This window comes from Klenkia terrae, assembly GCF_037083865.1.
Classification (GTDB): domain Bacteria; phylum Actinomycetota; class Actinomycetes; order Mycobacteriales; family Geodermatophilaceae; genus Klenkia; species Klenkia terrae.
In genome coordinates, this window is sequence record NZ_JBAPLV010000008.1 from 125,463 (window position 1) to 140,312 (window position 14,850).

At 70.4% G+C, this 14,850-nt stretch carries 16 protein-coding genes; 10 read left to right on the plus strand and 6 right to left on the minus strand.

The window, feature by feature from the left end:
* The first annotated feature begins 17 nt into the window (after positions 1-17).
* Together UXQ13_RS09540 and UXQ13_RS09545 are read left to right on the plus strand one after the other, a co-directional pair.
* A complete protein-coding gene (locus UXQ13_RS09540; protein ID WP_336392228.1) occupies positions 18-1,052 on the plus strand; it encodes a BtrH N-terminal domain-containing protein in 1,035 nt (344 codons plus the stop codon).
* Between the two features lie 58 nt (positions 1,053-1,110).
* Positions 1,111-1,839, plus strand: coding sequence for a dienelactone hydrolase family protein (locus UXQ13_RS09545; protein WP_097196984.1), 729 nt, complete (start codon positions 1,111-1,113; stop codon positions 1,837-1,839).
* 110 nt (positions 1,840-1,949) lie between these two features.
* Here the strand turns inward: UXQ13_RS09545 and UXQ13_RS09550 are convergent, their stop codons facing one another.
* Together UXQ13_RS09550 and UXQ13_RS09555 are read right to left on the minus strand one after the other, a co-directional pair.
* A complete protein-coding gene (locus UXQ13_RS09550; RefSeq protein ID WP_097196985.1) occupies positions 1,950-2,351 on the minus strand; it encodes a hypothetical protein in 402 nt (133 codons plus the stop codon).
* 79 nt (positions 2,352-2,430) lie between these two features.
* Positions 2,431-4,728 (minus strand): MMPL family transporter, encoded by a 2,298-nt coding sequence (locus tag UXQ13_RS09555; protein WP_225232377.1) that lies wholly within the window; start codon positions 4,726-4,728, stop codon positions 2,431-2,433.
* Positions 4,729-4,943: 215 nt separating this feature from the next.
* Here UXQ13_RS09555 and UXQ13_RS09560 point away from each other — a divergent pair, with 215 nt between their 5' ends.
* The 3 genes from UXQ13_RS09560 (at position 4,944) to UXQ13_RS09570 (ending at position 8,922) form a co-directional block, all read left to right on the plus strand.
* Positions 4,944-5,648 carry a TetR/AcrR family transcriptional regulator gene (locus tag UXQ13_RS09560; protein ID WP_167758200.1) on the plus strand — a complete coding sequence of 235 codons (705 nt, stop codon included), beginning with the start codon at positions 4,944-4,946 and terminating at the stop codon, positions 5,646-5,648.
* 151 nt (positions 5,649-5,799) lie between these two features.
* Complete coding sequence (locus UXQ13_RS09565; protein ID WP_217991698.1) at positions 5,800-6,234, plus strand: MarR family transcriptional regulator; 435 nt, start codon at positions 5,800-5,802, stop codon at positions 6,232-6,234.
* A 390-nt stretch (positions 6,235-6,624) separates the two neighbouring features.
* Positions 6,625-8,922: a (Fe-S)-binding protein gene (locus UXQ13_RS09570; RefSeq protein WP_097196989.1), complete on the plus strand. Its 2,298-nt coding sequence runs from the start codon at positions 6,625-6,627 to the stop codon at positions 8,920-8,922.
* An 81-nt stretch (positions 8,923-9,003) separates the two neighbouring features.
* Here the strand turns inward: UXQ13_RS09570 and UXQ13_RS09575 are convergent, their stop codons facing one another.
* The gene (locus tag UXQ13_RS09575) at positions 9,004-9,564 is read right to left on the minus strand and encodes a TetR/AcrR family transcriptional regulator (RefSeq protein ID WP_209305938.1); all 561 of its coding nucleotides are present in this window, start codon (positions 9,562-9,564) and stop codon (positions 9,004-9,006) included.
* Between the two features lie 227 nt (positions 9,565-9,791).
* Between UXQ13_RS09575 and UXQ13_RS09580 the strand changes: the two genes are divergently transcribed.
* From UXQ13_RS09580 to UXQ13_RS09600, 5 genes are all read left to right on the plus strand, one after another.
* Complete coding sequence (locus UXQ13_RS09580) at positions 9,792-11,069, plus strand: cytochrome P450 (RefSeq protein ID WP_097196991.1); 1,278 nt, start codon at positions 9,792-9,794, stop codon at positions 11,067-11,069.
* Between the two features lie 29 nt (positions 11,070-11,098).
* Positions 11,099-11,290, plus strand: coding sequence for a ferredoxin (locus UXQ13_RS09585; RefSeq protein ID WP_097196992.1), 192 nt, complete (start codon positions 11,099-11,101; stop codon positions 11,288-11,290).
* 2 nt (positions 11,291-11,292) lie between these two features.
* Entirely contained in the window at positions 11,293-11,571 is a 279-nt protein-coding gene (locus tag UXQ13_RS09590) for an NAD(P)-binding protein (protein WP_281256827.1), read from the plus strand.
* Entirely contained in the window at positions 11,457-11,777 is a 321-nt protein-coding gene (locus tag UXQ13_RS09595; RefSeq protein WP_281256828.1) for a hypothetical protein, read from the plus strand. Before UXQ13_RS09590 ends, UXQ13_RS09595 begins: the two co-directional genes overlap by 115 nt.
* Positions 11,778-11,841: 64 nt before the next feature.
* Positions 11,842-13,032 (plus strand): NAD(P)/FAD-dependent oxidoreductase, encoded by a 1,191-nt coding sequence (locus tag UXQ13_RS09600; protein ID WP_097196993.1) that lies wholly within the window; start codon positions 11,842-11,844, stop codon positions 13,030-13,032.
* 231 nt (positions 13,033-13,263) lie between these two features.
* Here the strand turns inward: UXQ13_RS09600 and trxA are convergent, their stop codons facing one another.
* The 3 genes from trxA to UXQ13_RS09615 form a co-directional block, all read right to left on the minus strand.
* Positions 13,264-13,632, minus strand: coding sequence for a thioredoxin (gene trxA, locus UXQ13_RS09605; protein ID WP_097196994.1), 369 nt, complete (start codon positions 13,630-13,632; stop codon positions 13,264-13,266).
* Between the two features lie 71 nt (positions 13,633-13,703).
* The gene (locus tag UXQ13_RS09610) at positions 13,704-14,495 is read right to left on the minus strand and encodes a sulfite exporter TauE/SafE family protein (protein ID WP_097196995.1); all 792 of its coding nucleotides are present in this window, start codon (positions 14,493-14,495) and stop codon (positions 13,704-13,706) included.
* The gene (locus tag UXQ13_RS09615) at positions 14,492-14,845 is read right to left on the minus strand and encodes a rhodanese-like domain-containing protein (protein WP_135095150.1); all 354 of its coding nucleotides are present in this window, start codon (positions 14,843-14,845) and stop codon (positions 14,492-14,494) included. The genes UXQ13_RS09610 and UXQ13_RS09615 overlap by 4 nt, the downstream gene beginning before the upstream one ends.
* Positions 14,846-14,850: the final 5 nt, after the last annotated feature.

Below are 14,850 nucleotides of genomic sequence, written 5' to 3' on the forward strand. Positions count from 1 at the left end.
AGAGCTATCCCGATCGCATGGCCGGGCACTGCGGGTCCGGAGCACTCCGCGACCTGCTGGACTGGGCGGGGCTCGACTGGGGAGGGGACGTGCTCGCGGAGGGACTGGTCTTCGGCCTCGGTGGGGGGCTGGACTTCTCCTATCTGCGGGTGCCGGGTCTGGCGCCGCCGATCTACCTCGTCGGCCGGGGCGGGGACATGGAGGTCGACCTGCTGCGACGCCTGGGTGCGCAGGTGGAGCTGCGGCGGACCGATGACGCGGCGCTGGGATGGCGCTGGGTCCGTGACGAACTGACCGCCGGCCGGCCGGTCATGGTCTGGGCGGACATCGCCGAACTGCCCTATTTGCGCGTGCGGCTGCAGATGAGCCGGCACAACGTCGTGGTGATCGGCTACGACGACGAGCGGCAGATCGCCTACGTCGTGGACAACGACCGCGAGGCCGTCCAAGAGGTGCCGTACGCAGCGCTGGCCCGTGCGCGCCGCTCGACCGGATTCCCGGCGCCGACGCGTCACGCCACGTTCGCTGTCGACTGGCCCGAGCGGCTCCCGGATCTGAGGTCAGCCGCCGCCGAGGCGTTCGCCGCCGCGGCGGCCGGGATCCGACACGGCGGTCCGGGGATCGTGGACTCCTCCGACCTGCCGCCGGGCTCGATCAGCGCGTTGGGGCTCGCCGGGATCCGGGAGTTCGCCGACGACCTGGCCTCGTGGCCGCAGGTGTGGGACACCGTGACCCTGGAAGCCGCGCTGGCCGCCCTCCCGGTGTTCGTCGAGAAGGCCGGCACGGGCGGTGGGCTCTTCCGCCGGCTCCAGGTGGCTGCCTGCCACGACGTGGCGTGGCGGACGGGAAGCTCGGCCAGCGCACGGGCGGGCCTGGCCTACGACAGGTGTGCCGAGGCGTGGAGCCGGTTGGCTCGTGCCGCGACCGCCGACGTTCCGCTGCCGGACCGGGTCGCCGCAGCCGCCGAGGCGGCCGCTCGACTGCCCGCCCTGGAGGAGGAGGCCGCCGACCTGCTCGCGCTGGCTGCCGAGGAACTACGCGTCTCCTCGTGACGCCGGCCCACACGCAGCCCGACAGTTCACAGATGAGCACACGACACGGGGGGTCCTGATGCCGGACACGACGATCGACGGGGCCGCGAGCGCCCCCCAGTTGCGGGCGTACCTCGCCGTCCCGCCGGTCGGCACGGGGCCGTGGCCCGCCGTCGTGGTGGTGCACGAGGCCTTCGGTCTCACCGACGACACCCGCCAGCAGGCGGATCGGCTGGCTGTCGGAGGCTACCTGGCGCTGGCGCCCGACCTGTTCACAGCCGGAGGACCCGTTCGCTGCCTCCGGTCGACGTTCCGGGCGCTGGGCCGTCGCGAAGGCGCGGCTTTCGATGATCTTGAGGCCGCGCGCTCCTGGCTCGTACGGCGACCCGACTGCACCGGCACAGTGGGGATCGTCGGCTTCTGCATGGGGGGCGGCTTCGCCCTGGTCGCGGCGACTCGCGGGTTCCACGCCTCTGCTCCGAACTACGGGCAGACACCGCAGGATCTCGAGCGGGTGCTGCAGGGGGCCTGCCCCGTCGTCGCCAGCTACGGGGGCCGCGACAGGACGCTGCCGGGTGCGGCCCAGCGACTGAACGGTGCCCTGACCAGCCTCGCGGTCGACCACGACGTCAAGGAGTATCCCGACGCCGGCCACTCCTTCATGAACCGGCACAACACCGGGCCGCTCGCCGTCCTCGAACGGGTGGTGGGCTTCGGTTACCACCATCCGTCCGCGGAGGATGCCTGGCGGCGGGTATTCGGCTTCTTCGCGCGCCACCTCCACGACGGGGACCCGACCGCCGACTGAAGGCGCTCGCTGTCGACTCCGCGCCGCCCGTGCAGGACAAGCACCTCAGAAGTGGTGGCCTGCCTATCGAGCGGCCGCCCCCGGCGCGCCGCCGGGGTGGTCCGGGCGCCCTACGCCCGTTCGCGGGCGAGGCGGCGGAGGATCAGGCCGGCGGCGGCGGTGGCGGCGATGAGGTCCTGGCTCAGCAGGGCGGCCGGCATGCCCAGCACCCGTTGCGGGATGCGGTGCTGGTCGTAGGGGGAGGTCCCGGGCACCAGCAGGGTGAGGTTGAACGGCGCCCAGCGGGCGATGGGCAGCAGCGCTGCGGCGGTGAGCAGGCGTTCGTCGGGGCGGTGCTCCTCGGCGGCGCGGAGCAGCCACAGGGCGAGGAGTCCCTCCGCGGTTGCGCCGACGACCTCGGAGGTTCCGTGCCACCGGGCGTGCGGGCCGTACTCGGGCCCGAAGGTGTGGCTGTGGTTCCAGTCGGCCAGCCAGGGCAGGGTGGCCGACGCGACGACGGATCCGGCGATCAACCGCCGTCCCCACCGCGCGAGGCGTCGGTTCCCCGGCCGGGTGAGCTGCCTCGCCGGGTGCCCTCCGATCATCGGCACGTCACCCGGCTGGGGCCGACGCCGGTTCCCGGCCGGGTGGCTCGGCGGCTTCGGGCACGTCGCCGTGCTCGCCGTTGAGCCGCTGGACGAGCTTGTCACCCTCGACGTCGAGGTCGGGGAGGAGCCGGTCGAGCCACGCGGGCAGCCACCAGGCCCGGTCGCCGAACATGGCCATCACAGCCGGCACGAGGGTGAGCCGGATCAGGAACGCGTCGATCAAGATGCCGACGGCGAGCGCGAAGCCGACCTGCTTGACCATCGGGTCGGCGTTGAAGATGAACCCGCCGAAGACCGCGGTCATGATGATCGCCGCGGCGACCACCACCCGGCTGGCCTGGGTGAATCCGTCGGTGACGCTGTCGGTCCCGTGGTGGCCGTGGACGTGGGACTCGCGGATGGAGGAGACCAGGAAGATCTGGTAGTCCATGGCCAGCCCGTAGAGCACGCCGGTGGCGATGATCGGGATCACGCTCATCACCACGGTGGTGCTGTCGAGCCCGAAGACCTGATTGAGCCACCCCCACTGGAAGACGGCGGTCGTGGCCCCGAACGTCGCGAGGATGCTGAGCAGGAAGCCGAGGGTCGCCTTGACCGGGACCAGGATGGACCGGAAGACCAGCAGCAGGACGATCAGCGACAGGCCGAGGACCACCGCCAGGTAGATCGGCAGCACCTCGGACAGTCGCTGGGACATGTCGATGCCGATGGCGGTCAGGCCGGTGACGCCGAGGGTGATCCCCAGGTCGTCCCCGTACTGCGCGGAGCGGTCGCGGATCTCGGCGACCAGGTCCTCGGTCGCCTCGTCGGTCGGGCCGGTGGTGGGGACGACCTGCAGTACCGCGATGGTGCCGTCCTGGCTGAGGCCGGCCGGCATGGCGCTCTGGACGCCGTCGAGCGCGCTCAGGTCGGCCACCAGTTCCTGCAGGGCGGGCGGCTCGATCGGCGTGCCGGGCTCGGCCGTCCGGGCCGCCACGACCAGCGGCCCGTTGAAGCCCTCGCCGAAGCCCTCGGCGACCAGGTCGTATCCCTCACGCTGCGGGGTGCCGCTGCCGTAGCTCTCGGCCGAGGGCATCCCGAGCCGCATGCTGGACAGCGGCAGGGCGAGCAGCGCGGCGACTGCCGTGACCAGGACGACGGCCGCCCACCGGTATCGCACCACCAGGCCGACCCAGCGTCGCGCCGGGTTGCGGGAGCGGTCGCGGTGTCCCGCCTGGCGTGCCCGGGCGCGGGGTGAGCAGATGCGCTCCTTCACGAGACCCAGCAGGGCCGGGAGCAGGGTCAGGGCGACCAGGACGGCGATGGCGACGGTCGCGGCGGCGATGAGCGCCATGACCGTCAGCAGGGAGATGCCCACGACCAGCAGCGCGGTGAGAGCGATGACGACCGTCGTGCCGGCGAAGAACACGGCGCTGCCGGCGGTGCCCACGGCGCGGCCCGTGGCTTCCCCGGCGTCCAGGCCGCGGGTCAGGATCAGCCAGCGCTGCCGGTTGACGATGAACAGCGCGTAGTCGATGCCCACTGCCAGCCCCAGCATCAGGGCCAGGACGACCGACAGGGAGTTCAGCTCGAACAGGTGGGCCAGCGCGAAGGCGCCGCCGATGCCCGCGCCGACCCCGGCCAGGGCGGTCAGCAGCGGCAGCCCAGCGGCGACCACGGAGCCCAGCGTGACGACGAGGACGAGGGCGGCCACGGCGAGTCCGACGATCTCCCCGACGCCGATGATCTCGGGTATCTCCTGCAGGGTGGCGCCCGGCAGCACGGCCACACCGGCCTCTTCCGCCGGGGCCTCCGCCGCCGCGACGGTGTCCGCGACGGTGCCTTGAGGGAGCTCGAAGATCTGGTCGTCGAACTGGAACTGGAACAGTGCCACCCGGCCGTCCTCGGACACAGTCACTCCCAGCACCGGCTGGCCCCCGACGACCAGCGTGCCCGGCGGGGCGCTGGGCGCGTTCCCCGGTGTCTCCGGGGTGCTCCTCGGCGGGGTGGCCGGGGCCGCGCCCGGCTGCTGCTGCGACTGCATCAGGTCGGCCGGATCGACGACCTCCTCAACCGAGTAGACCCCTTGCACCGCCTCGGCGAGCACCGGTCCCAACAGCTCGGAGTCCAGTCGGTCGCCGGCCGGCGCCTGGAACACCAGCGACCCCTGGCCGCCGGACACCTCTGGCAGTTCGCGGGCCAGTTCGTCGATCACTTCCTGCGCCGGCGTCCCGTCGATCCGGAACTCTGTGCTGAGTTTCGGCGGGTTGAGGACCAGCGCGCCGACGAGCGCGACGAGGAGCGCCGCCCACACCCCGATCACGCGGAACGGGTGCCGATAGGTCCAGCGCCCCACCCGGTACAGCAAAGTCGACACCGCAGCCCCCAGAGCCGGTCAGTGCGTCACAGCGCCCATGCGGGCCCCGCGGAATGGAAGTGATAGGAAGCTATCGTAAGCGCGGTCAGCTCGGGACGCGGAGGGGGGCTTGTGGCGGCACCACGGGGGCCGCCCCGAGTCGGCGTGAGAGGAGTGCTGCGATGACATCGGCGACAAGAGGTCGGCGGCGCGACGCCCTGGCCAACAGTGAGCGGTTGATCGCGGCTGCCCGAAAGGTCTTCGCCTCCGGTGGCCAGGGGTCGCTGGAGGAGATCGCCGGCGAAGCCGGTGTCGGGGTCGCCACGCTGTACCGCCACTTCTCGAGCCGGGAGAGCCTGACCCGGGCCGTGTACCGGTCGATCATGCGAGATGAGCTCCTGCCGCTCCTCCGGCACTCGTGCGCGCAAGGCAGTGCCCGGAAGTCGTTCCTGCTAATCGTCGAGCGGCTGCTGGAGCTGCTCGACCGGGAGCGCGGATTGATCGCCTCGTCGGCGAACTTCGCGGTGCTGACCGACGACATGCTGAGGGAGTTCCTGGAGCCTTTCGCCGTCCTGCTGCGGCATGCGCAGGAGGCCAACGAGATCCGTGCGGACCTCCAGCCCTACGACATCCCGCGTGTGCTCAGCATCCTCGTCGTCGGTCTGTCCACGCCCCCGGCCTCGCCGGCGGACCGGCGCCGGTACGTGTCCCTGGTCTTCGACGCGATGAGACCCGACCAGGCCGAGCCGCTGCCTCCGCTCGACGAGAAGGATGTCGTGGAAGGCATGCGCAGCGGCTTCACGGCGATCCGGATCGCAAGTTCGTCACGCCATCCTGAGAGCAGCCCTCGTGAGGGCATCCATGTTCAGCCAGGTGAGTTCGGGTGATCGATGCCAGCGACCCCCCACCCGACGCCCCGGGGTCGTGATGGCCGCTTCGCCCGGTGACACGGGTCCGGACCGGGGACCGCGGGGGGCGACGTCCCCGCGGACCGAGGGACTGCCCCACCCCGCCGACCTCGACGCGGGGCGTGACTCCGTGCGGGTGCATCAGCGACTGACCGCTGAGTTGCATCGTCTGGGTCTGTCCACGACGGCCTCGCGCGTGCTGGCCTACGCCCTCGCCGACGGTCGGGATCGCCTCACCGCCCGAGATCTCGCCGAGGGGATCGGCAGCAGCGCGGCTGCGATCAGCGGCGCCGTGCAGGAACTGGTCCGTCTGGGACTCTTGCAACGGGATCGCGAGCCCGGTGTGCGAAGTGGGTACTACCGGCTGGGCCGGCCGAATCCCCTTCCGCGCTATCTCGCCAGTCGCCTCGTCCTGCTGGAGAGGCTCGAGGAAGCTCTGGAGGCCGGCTTCCGTGAACTCGCCCCCCGGGACGACCGAGACCGACTTCTGGAAGCACGGGACTTCCTGTCGTACTTGCGCGCCAGCGCATCCCGCGCGATAGCTCGCTGGGAGAGGTCGTCTTGATGACCGCGCCTGGAGCCTCGGGTGCGTGTCCGGGCACGTCCCGCCCGCTCTCGACGGCGGCACGACCGAATCCGGCCCGGAGATTGTGCAGCGGTATCGGCAACTGTGCGCGGCCTTCATCGCAGACTTCGACCTCGCGCCCTCGGGAGTCGTCACAAGGGGGAAGCCGCTCCGCAGACAGCCCCTGGACGCGCGGCGCCGCCACCGAGTTACCGACCAGTCGTCTAACCTCCGGCCGCTATCGCGCACAAGTAGTGCGGAGGGCGTCCCTACACGTGCCCCGCCTCTCGCCTTCCGCTGTCGCACGCGGCGCGCTTACCGGAGCAAACCCGTCCCTCGCGTGACGGACGGGAGTCGATCGACGCCGCCAGGCGTACGGGGAGGAAGAGAATGACGGGCCCTCTGCAGATTGTCCTGGGCACGATCAGCGTCCTTTTCCTGATCGTGGCCTCGGTGATGGCCTACCGCGCGGTGCGGGCGATGGTGCGGATCATCCGCATCGGCCAGCCCGACGGCACCCGCTTCGGCCCGGTCAAGGACCGGCTCAAGACCTTGGCGATCGAGTCGCTCGGCCACACCCGCATGCTCAAGTGGTCGACAATCGGCGTCGCGCACTGGTTCGTCTTCATGGGGTTCTACGGTCTCGTCCTGACGCTGGTCGAGGCGTTCGGCGAGGTGTGGGACCCGGCGTTCCACGTGCCGCTGATCGGCGAGTGGGGGGTCTGGAACCTGTTCGCCGAGGTCATCGGCACCGGCACGATCCTCGGGATCCTGTACCTGATCTACCGGCGCCAGAAGGACCACCCGCGCCGGCAGGGCCGGAAGAGCCGCTTCGCCGGCACCAACGAGGGCCGCGGCTACTTCGTCGAGGCAGTCATCCTCACCATCGGGATCTCCATCCTGCTGATCCGGGCGCTGAAGGTCTCCTCCGACCTGACCGACGCCCCCGCCTGGTCGCACCCGATCTCCGGCGCCCTGGCCACGGTGCTGCCCGACAATCCCGACCTGCTCACGGTCGTCGCGTTCGTCAAGATCGTGGCGAGCCTGGTCTGGCTGGTCGTGATCAGCCGGATCCTGAACATGGGCGTCGCCTGGCACCGGTTCAGCGCCTTCTTCAACATCTACTTCAAGCGCAACGACGACGGCACGGTCGCGCTCGGCCCCCTGCAGCCGATGACCAGCGGCGGCAAGCCGATCGACTTCGAGGATCCGGGCGAGGACGACATCTTCGGCCGCGGGAAGATCGAGGACTTCACCTGGAAGGGGATGCTCGACTTCACCACCTGCACCGAGTGCGGGCGCTGCCAGAGCCAGTGCCCGGCCTGGAACACCGGCAAGCCGCTCAGCCCCAAGATGGTGATCATGGATCTTCGCGATCACCTCTACGCGAAGGCCCCCTACCTGCTCGGCGAGAAGACCGCGAGCGAGACCGCTCCCGACTACGACGTCCTCAAGCCCAGCGACGAGCAGGCCTGGGCGTCCGGGTACGCCCGCATCGAGGGCACCAACGACGCCCAGGCGCACCGGCCGCTGGTCGGCACCCTCGAGGAGGGCGGGGTCATCGACCCCGACGTCCTGTGGAGCTGCACCAGTTGCGGCGCCTGCGTCGAGCAGTGCCCGGTCGACATCGAGCACGTCGACCACATCATGGACATGCGCCGCTACCAGGTGCTGATCGAGTCGAGCTTCCCCTCGGAGGCCGGCGTGATGATGAAGAACCTGGAGAACCGCGGAAACCCGTGGGGCATGGGCGGCAACGTCCGCGAGGACTGGCTCAAGGAGCTCGACTTCGAGGTCAAGGTGGCCGACGGGCCGCTCGACTACGACATCGAGTACCTGTTCTGGGTGGGCTGCGCCGGCGCGATCGACGACCGCGCCAAGAAGACCACCAAGGCCGTGGCCGAGCTGCTGCACATGGCCGGCGTCGAGTTCGCCGTCCTCGGCAACGGGGAGAGCTGCTCGGGCGACCCGGCCCGCCGCATGGGCAACGAGTTCCTCTTCCAGATGCTCGCCCAGCAGAACGTGGAGACCCTCGACGGCGTCTTCGAGGGCCGCGTGCCGGGCATGCGCAAGATCGTCGCCACCTGCCCGCACTGCTTCAACTCCCTCGGCAAGGAGTACCCGCAGCTCGAGGGCCACTACGAGGTGGTGCACCACACCCAGCTGCTCGGTCAGCTCGTCGAGGAGGGCCGGCTCACGCCGGTCACGCCGGTCGACCGCAAGGTGACCTACCACGACCCGTGCTTCCTCGGCCGGCACAACAAGGTCTACACACCGCCGCGCGAGATCCTCGACTCCGTCCAGGGCCTCTCCACCCAGGAGATGCACCGCTGCAAGGACCGCGGTTTCTGCTGCGGCGCCGGCGGCGCGCGCATGTGGATGGAGGAGAAGATCGGCAAGCGGATCAACATGGAGCGCACCGAGGAGGCCCTCGAGCTCGACCCGGACGTGATCTCCACCGCGTGCCCGTTCTGCATCACGATGCTCTCCGACGCGTTGACGTCGAAGAAGCAGAACGGCGAGGCCGGCGAGCACGTCGAGGTCCTCGACGTCAGCCAGATCCTGCTCCGCTCGATGACGCCGGCGGGTGTCGCGGCACCGGGTGCCGAGTCCGGCGCCGACGTCGGCACGAAGGCCGACGACGTCGTCGGCCTGGACTCCGCGAACACGGAGCACGGTCAGGCATGATCCAGGACGCCGACGGGGCCCGTCCCTAGCGGGGGCGGGCGCCGTCGTCTTCCCGGCCCGGGATCCGCATCGGTCGCGCGCTCATACGGTCCCCAGCTGCAGGGTTCGCAAGGCGATCCGAGTCAGTCGGCGCGCGGTGGTCGTGCGGTCATCGACGGGGAGTACGAGATGGCTGACTGCGAGTCGGACCACTGCGTCCACGCCGTCGGCCAGGTCTTGCGGGTCCAGCTGGGGGAAGTGCTCCGTGAACCAGGAGATCAGGGTTCGGGTGGCGGCGTCGAGCACCGGTGCGGAACGTGTCGTGAGCATGGGCAGCAGCTCGTTGTCGGCGTCGCGTGCCGAGGTGAGGATCGCGCACAGCAGGGGACTGGCGTCGGCCTCGGCCAGCACGTACTCGATTGCTGCGGTGATTCCCCCGGCGGCGTCCTGAGGATGGGCTTCGAGCGTTCCCGAGATGCCGACGAGAAACCGCTCGGTCTCCTCCATGATCAGCGCTTCCCCGAGGCCTTGCTTGTCGCCGAACTGCTTGTACAAGGTCGGGCGCGATACCCCGGTCAGCGCGGCGACATCCCCCATGCGCACTCGGGACCAGCCCTTCTGGACCGTCAGAGCCCGCGCCGCGTCCAGTGCGCGGTCGCGCACGTGTTGGCGGAAGGTCAGACGAAGAGGCTCTGCCGCCACTGGCCGCCCCCGTCCCATCGTCTTTGTTCCGTCCTTGACAATTTCCGACAGTGTGTCACAGCGACTGCCGGGGCCTCCTTCTGTCCAAACCGGTCCTGACAAATCCCGAGTCGGGGTCTACAACTTGACAAAAATGGGCGGTGTGTCAACCTGGTTGCCACCCGTACGGAGCAGACCCTGGAGCCGTGATGACCACCGTTGCCCATCCGCGCGACACCCGCCCCTATGACCCCGCGGACATCTCGTCCCGAGCGTTCTGGTCCCAGACGGCCGCCGAGCGGGAGAAGACCTACGCCGTGCTGCGCGCCGAGCGCCCGGTGAGCTGGCACCAGCCGGTCGAGGACATGCTGATGAAGGACCCGAACGACCAGGGGTTCTGGGCTGTCGTGCGCCATGCCGACCTGGTCGAGGTCACCAAGCGGCACGAGGACTTCATCTCCGGCGAGGGCATCGTGATGGAGTCGATGCCGCAGGAACTACTCGACGCGGGGCAGGGCTTCATCGCGATGGACCCGCCGCGGCACACCAAGATCCGGCGGCTGCTGAGCTCGGCGTTCACCCCCAAGCAAATCCGTCGCATCCACGACCAGATCCAGGGCAACGCCCGGCGCATCGTGGACGACATCGCGACCAGGGGCGAGGTCGACTTCGTCCCCGAGGTGGCGGCTCTCGTCCCGATGCACAACATCTGCGACATGATGGGCATCGACGAGGCCGACCGGGCGAAGATGGCCTACGAGTCGCAGTTCGCCGGCGGCTGGAACGACCCGGAGCTGATGGGCGACCAGGAACCCCTCGACCGCCTGTTCCAGGCCATGCTGTACCTCGGTGAGCTGGCCGGCAGGTACATCGCCGAGCGCCGGCGCAACCCGGGCGAGGATCTGCTCAGCAACCTCGTGCAGGCCGAGGTCGATGGTGAGCGGCTGACCGACGACGAGATCATGTCCTTCTTCGGGCTGCTCACCATCGCCGGCAACGACACGACCCGGCAGAGCACCAGCCATGCGATGAAGGCCCTGACCGACTTCCCCGAGCAGAAGGCCTGGCTCATGGAGGACCTCGACGGCCGGCTCAAGGGGGCGGTCGAGGAGATGGTCCGATGGGCCACCCCCATCATGACGTTCCGGCGCACCGCGTCCCGCGACTGCGAGCTGAACGGGCAGCAGATCACCCAGGGCGACAAGGTGGTCATGTTCTACGCCTCGGCCAACTGGGACACCGAGGTGTTCGACGCGCCCGAGCGCTTCGACCTCTCCCGGAACCCCAACCCGCACGTGAGCTTCGGTGGCGGCGGAATCCACCACTGCCTGGGCAATCAGCTGGCCCGCCAGCAGCTGGCGGCCATCTACCGCGAGCTGCTGACCCGGCTGCCCGACATCGACGTGTCCGGAGAGCCTTCCTACACGGTCAGCACCTTCTTCCACGGCGTCAACCACCTGCCCGTGCGCTTCACCCCGCAGCGCTGACCGTCCACCCGACCGGAAAGGACACTCCCGTGAGGATCGTGCTGGACGAGAACAAGTGCTCGTCGTTGGGAATGTGCGAGTCGGTCGCCCCGGACTTCTTCGAGGTCGGTGACGACGGCGCGCTCAAGCTGCTGAACCCCACGCCCCCGGGGGGCCGCCGGGCGCTGATGGAGGAGGCCGTCGCGGCCTGCCCCACGAGCGCGCTGAGCATCGAGGAGTGAGGATGGGCGCATCGCGCCCGGAGCACGACGCCCACGTCCTAGTCATCGGCAGCGGCTTCGGCGGAAGCGTCGCGGCTCTGCGGCTGTCGGAGAAGGGTTACCGGATCACCGTGCTCGAGGCCGGGGATGCGCTTCACCGACGACACGTTGCCCGGGACCTCATGGGATGTCCGTCGGTTCCGGTGGGAACCCCGCCTGGGGACTCAAGGGGATCCAGCGGATCAGCAAGGTCGCCAAGGTCGTGGTCCTCGCCGGGGCGGGCGTCGGCGCCGGTTCGCTGAACTACGCCAACACCCTGTACCAGCCGCTGACCATCACCGCACAGGCCGAGCGCGCCTGCTCCCTCTGGCCCAACAAGGCAGAGCGGGATGTGCGGCCACCGCTTGGCGCGGCCTACCAGCGCGTCGCGCCTGTCGCGCCATCCGTGCCGGCCGTCCCGCCCACGCACCGGGGGCACTGCGCCATCAGCTGCTGCCGGCCTGTGTGACCGCCGACCGCTGACGCGCCCCGTGTTCTTGGCGCATCAGCGCCGACTGTTCTCTGGAGAGTCGATGTCTGAAGGACCTGTCGTCGTCGTCGGAGCCTCACTGGCCGGGCTGCGCGCGGTCGAGTCCGCCCGCAAGACCGGCTACGCCGGGCGGCTGCTTCTCGTCGGGGCCGAGGAGCACCTGCCCTACGACCGGCCACCGTTGTCCAAGGCCTTCCTCGACCCAGGCGAGGACCCGGCGGTGCCGCACCACCGCACCGAGGAGGAGCTGCGCGCCCTGGACGTCGAGCTGCGCCTCGGCGTGCCCGCGACCTCGCTCGACACCGATGCCCGGGAGATCGTCCTGGGCGGTGACGAGCAGCTGCGCTACGACCGGCTGGTCATCGCGACCGGTGCGCGCGCCCGGCAGCTGCCCGGGGAGCAGCTCGACGGCGTGCACACCCTGCGCACCGTGGAGGACGCCCGCAGCATCCGCCGGGCCCTGGACGGCGGCTGCCGCATGGTCGTCGTCGGTGGTGGCTTCATCGGGTCCGAGGTCGCCTCGGCCGCCCGCAAGCGGGACGTCGACGTCACCATCCTCGAGGCGGCCCCGCTGCCGCTCGTTCGTGCCGTTGGCGAGCAGATGGCCGCCGCCTGCGCAGACCTGCACGCCCGCAACGGCACCGAGCTGCGGTGCGGTGTCTCCGTCACCGGGCTCGAAGGCGAGGATTGCGTCGAAGGCGTCGCGCTGTCCGACGGCTCGATCCTGCCCGCCGATCTCGTCGTCGTCGGGATCGGCGCCGACCCCGTCACCGACTGGCTCACCGATTCAGGGCTGCAGGTCGAGGACGGCGTCGTGTGCGACGAGACATTGCGTGCCGCGCCCGAGGTCTACGCCGCGGGCGACGTCGCGCGCTGGCACAACCCGCTCTTCGGCCGGATGATGCGCCTCGAGCACTGGACGTCGGCCGCCGAACAGGGCGCCGCTGCGGCGCGCAACGCTCTGGCCCCCGCCGAGGCCACCCCGTACAGCACCGTCCCCTACTTCTGGTCGGACTGGTACAGCGACAAGCTGCAGATGGTCGGCATCACCGCCGCCGACGAGGTCACCGTGATCGGGGACCTGGACGACACTCGATGGCTCGCCCTCTACCGCCAGGAGGACCTGCTCGTCGGCGCCCTGGCGCTCAACATGCCGGGCAAGATCATGAAATATCGGGCGATGATCGGCCGGGGAAGCGCCTGGCAGGACGCTCTCGCCTTCGCAGGTCGATGAACGCCGGTCCCGTCACGGGGAGGCCACGTGTCGCAATGGCGCGAAGGTCCTGCCGCAGTCGCCTCGGAAGCCAAGAGACGTGGGGGAAAGACCGCGATGGCACCGGGGCGGCACTCCACCCACCAAGTCTGCTCCAAGGCTTGCAATCGCCCGACAGGATGATCAGTCATGGCGGCACCGCGAATTCCAACGCAGATGATGTCGCGGGACACCGCGAGCGAGGTCCCGCGATCAGGCGGTGAGGCGCTGGTCGGCGAGGTCGGCGCGCACCTGCTCCATGTCCAGTCCGCGCACCGCGGTGACGAGTTCCTCGAGCGCCTCGGCGGGCAGGGCGCCGGGCTGTGCGAACACGAGGACGCCGTCGCGGAAGGCCATCAGGGTCGGGATCGACCGGATGCCGGCGGCGGCGGCCAGCTCCTGCTCGGCCTCGGTGTCGACCTTGCCGAAGACGATGTCGGGGTGGCGCTGCGCGGCGGCCTCGAAGACCGGTTCGAAGGCCCGGCAGGGGCCGCACCAGCCGGCCCAGAAGTCGACCAGCACGATGCCGTCACGGCTGACGGTGTCCTGGAAGGTCGAGGCGGTGAGGTCGGTCGAGCTCATGATGTGACCCTTTCGTTGTCCGATACCCATATGGGTATAAGCCCGCGAAAGGTGCGTCCTGTTCCCGACGGTCAGCCGAGGAGCGAGATCAGGCTCGAGGTGGCGGTGTAGACGGCGACGGCGATGAGCAGGACGGCGAAGGCCCGCGTGAGGGTTGCGCCGGAGAGGCGGTCGGCGACGACCTTCCCGCCGAGCGAGCCGGCGACGGCGGCCAGCGTAAAGGGGGCGATCACGGCCCAGTCGAAGTGAGCCGTGCCGGCGCGTGCCAGCAGGGCGCCGGCGGAGTTGATCGAGATGACGACCAGCGACGTGGCAACCGCCTGTGGCATGGACATGCCCAGGGCGAGGGTGAGCGCTGGGACGATCACGAAGCCTCCGCCGACGCCGAAGAGCCCGGTCATGAAGCCGACGAGCAGGCCTGCGCCGGCGATCCGTCCGATCCGCCCGGCTCTCCAGCGTCGTGCGGGCTGAAGTGCGTCGCCCTCTTCTGGCGGGAGCGTCTCGTCTCCGCTGTTGGCGAGCATGCCCACAGCGGCGACGACGATCACCGCGGCGAAGCCGAGCAGGAGGACATCGGGGTTCATGAGCCGGTTGACCGCGGTCCCGGCGAAGCCGGCCGCGATGCCGGTGATCCCGAAAGCGACGCCGACGCCCCAGCGCACGCGCCCACTGCGGGCGTGGCCGAGTGCGGCGATGACCGAGGTGACGCCGACGATGAACAGGCTGCTGGTCGTGGCAGCGCGGGCGTCCTGGCCGATGACGTAGACCAGGGCGGGCACGGTGAGGATGGAGCCGCCGCCGCCCAGGGCGCCCAGGCTCAGGCCGATGAGCAGGCCCAGCCCGAGCGTGGCGGCGACGATCACGCGACGGTGCCCGGCTCTCCGTCGTCGGTGACCACCGGGAGGCCGGCGTGCGCCCACGCCTTCATACCGCCGGCCAGGTTGTGCGCCCGCACGCCGGCAGCGGCCAGGGCGTCGGCGGCCTTGCCCGAGCGGTTGCCGGATCGGCAGACGGCGACGACCGGCCGGTCCTGCGGCACCGCCTCCGGGGCGAGGAGACCAAGCGGCAGGTGCTCGGCCTGCGGGGCGTGGCCCGCTGCCCACTCCTGTGGCTCGCGGACGTCGAGGAGCACGGCCTCGCCCCGCTCGAGCAGTTCGGCGGCCTGGCCGGGATCCACATCGGGGAGCCGGGTGGTGCGGGACGCCTCGGTCATCGTCG

Coding starts and splice junctions, on each gene's coding strand:
- UXQ13_RS09540 (WP_336392228.1), top strand. CDS start 18: ATGGCCGGGCACTGCGGGTCCGGAGCACTCCGCGACCTGCTGGACTGG.
- UXQ13_RS09545 (WP_097196984.1), top strand. CDS start 1,111: ATGCCGGACACGACGATCGACGGGGCCGCGAGCGCCCCCCAGTTGCGG.
- UXQ13_RS09560 (WP_167758200.1), top strand. CDS start 4,944: ATGACATCGGCGACAAGAGGTCGGCGGCGCGACGCCCTGGCCAACAGT.
- UXQ13_RS09570 (WP_097196989.1), top strand. CDS start 6,625: ATGACGGGCCCTCTGCAGATTGTCCTGGGCACGATCAGCGTCCTTTTC.
- UXQ13_RS09580 (WP_097196991.1), top strand. CDS start 9,792: ATGACCACCGTTGCCCATCCGCGCGACACCCGCCCCTATGACCCCGCG.
- UXQ13_RS09590 (WP_281256827.1), top strand. CDS start 11,293: ATGGGCGCATCGCGCCCGGAGCACGACGCCCACGTCCTAGTCATCGGC.
- UXQ13_RS09595 (WP_281256828.1), top strand. CDS start 11,457: ATGTCCGTCGGTTCCGGTGGGAACCCCGCCTGGGGACTCAAGGGGATC.
- UXQ13_RS09600 (WP_097196993.1), top strand. CDS start 11,842: ATGTCTGAAGGACCTGTCGTCGTCGTCGGAGCCTCACTGGCCGGGCTG.
- trxA (WP_097196994.1), bottom strand. CDS start 13,632: ATGAGCTCGACCGACCTCACCGCCTCGACCTTCCAGGACACCGTCAGC.
- UXQ13_RS09615 (WP_135095150.1), bottom strand. CDS start 14,845: ATGACCGAGGCGTCCCGCACCACCCGGCTCCCCGATGTGGATCCCGGC.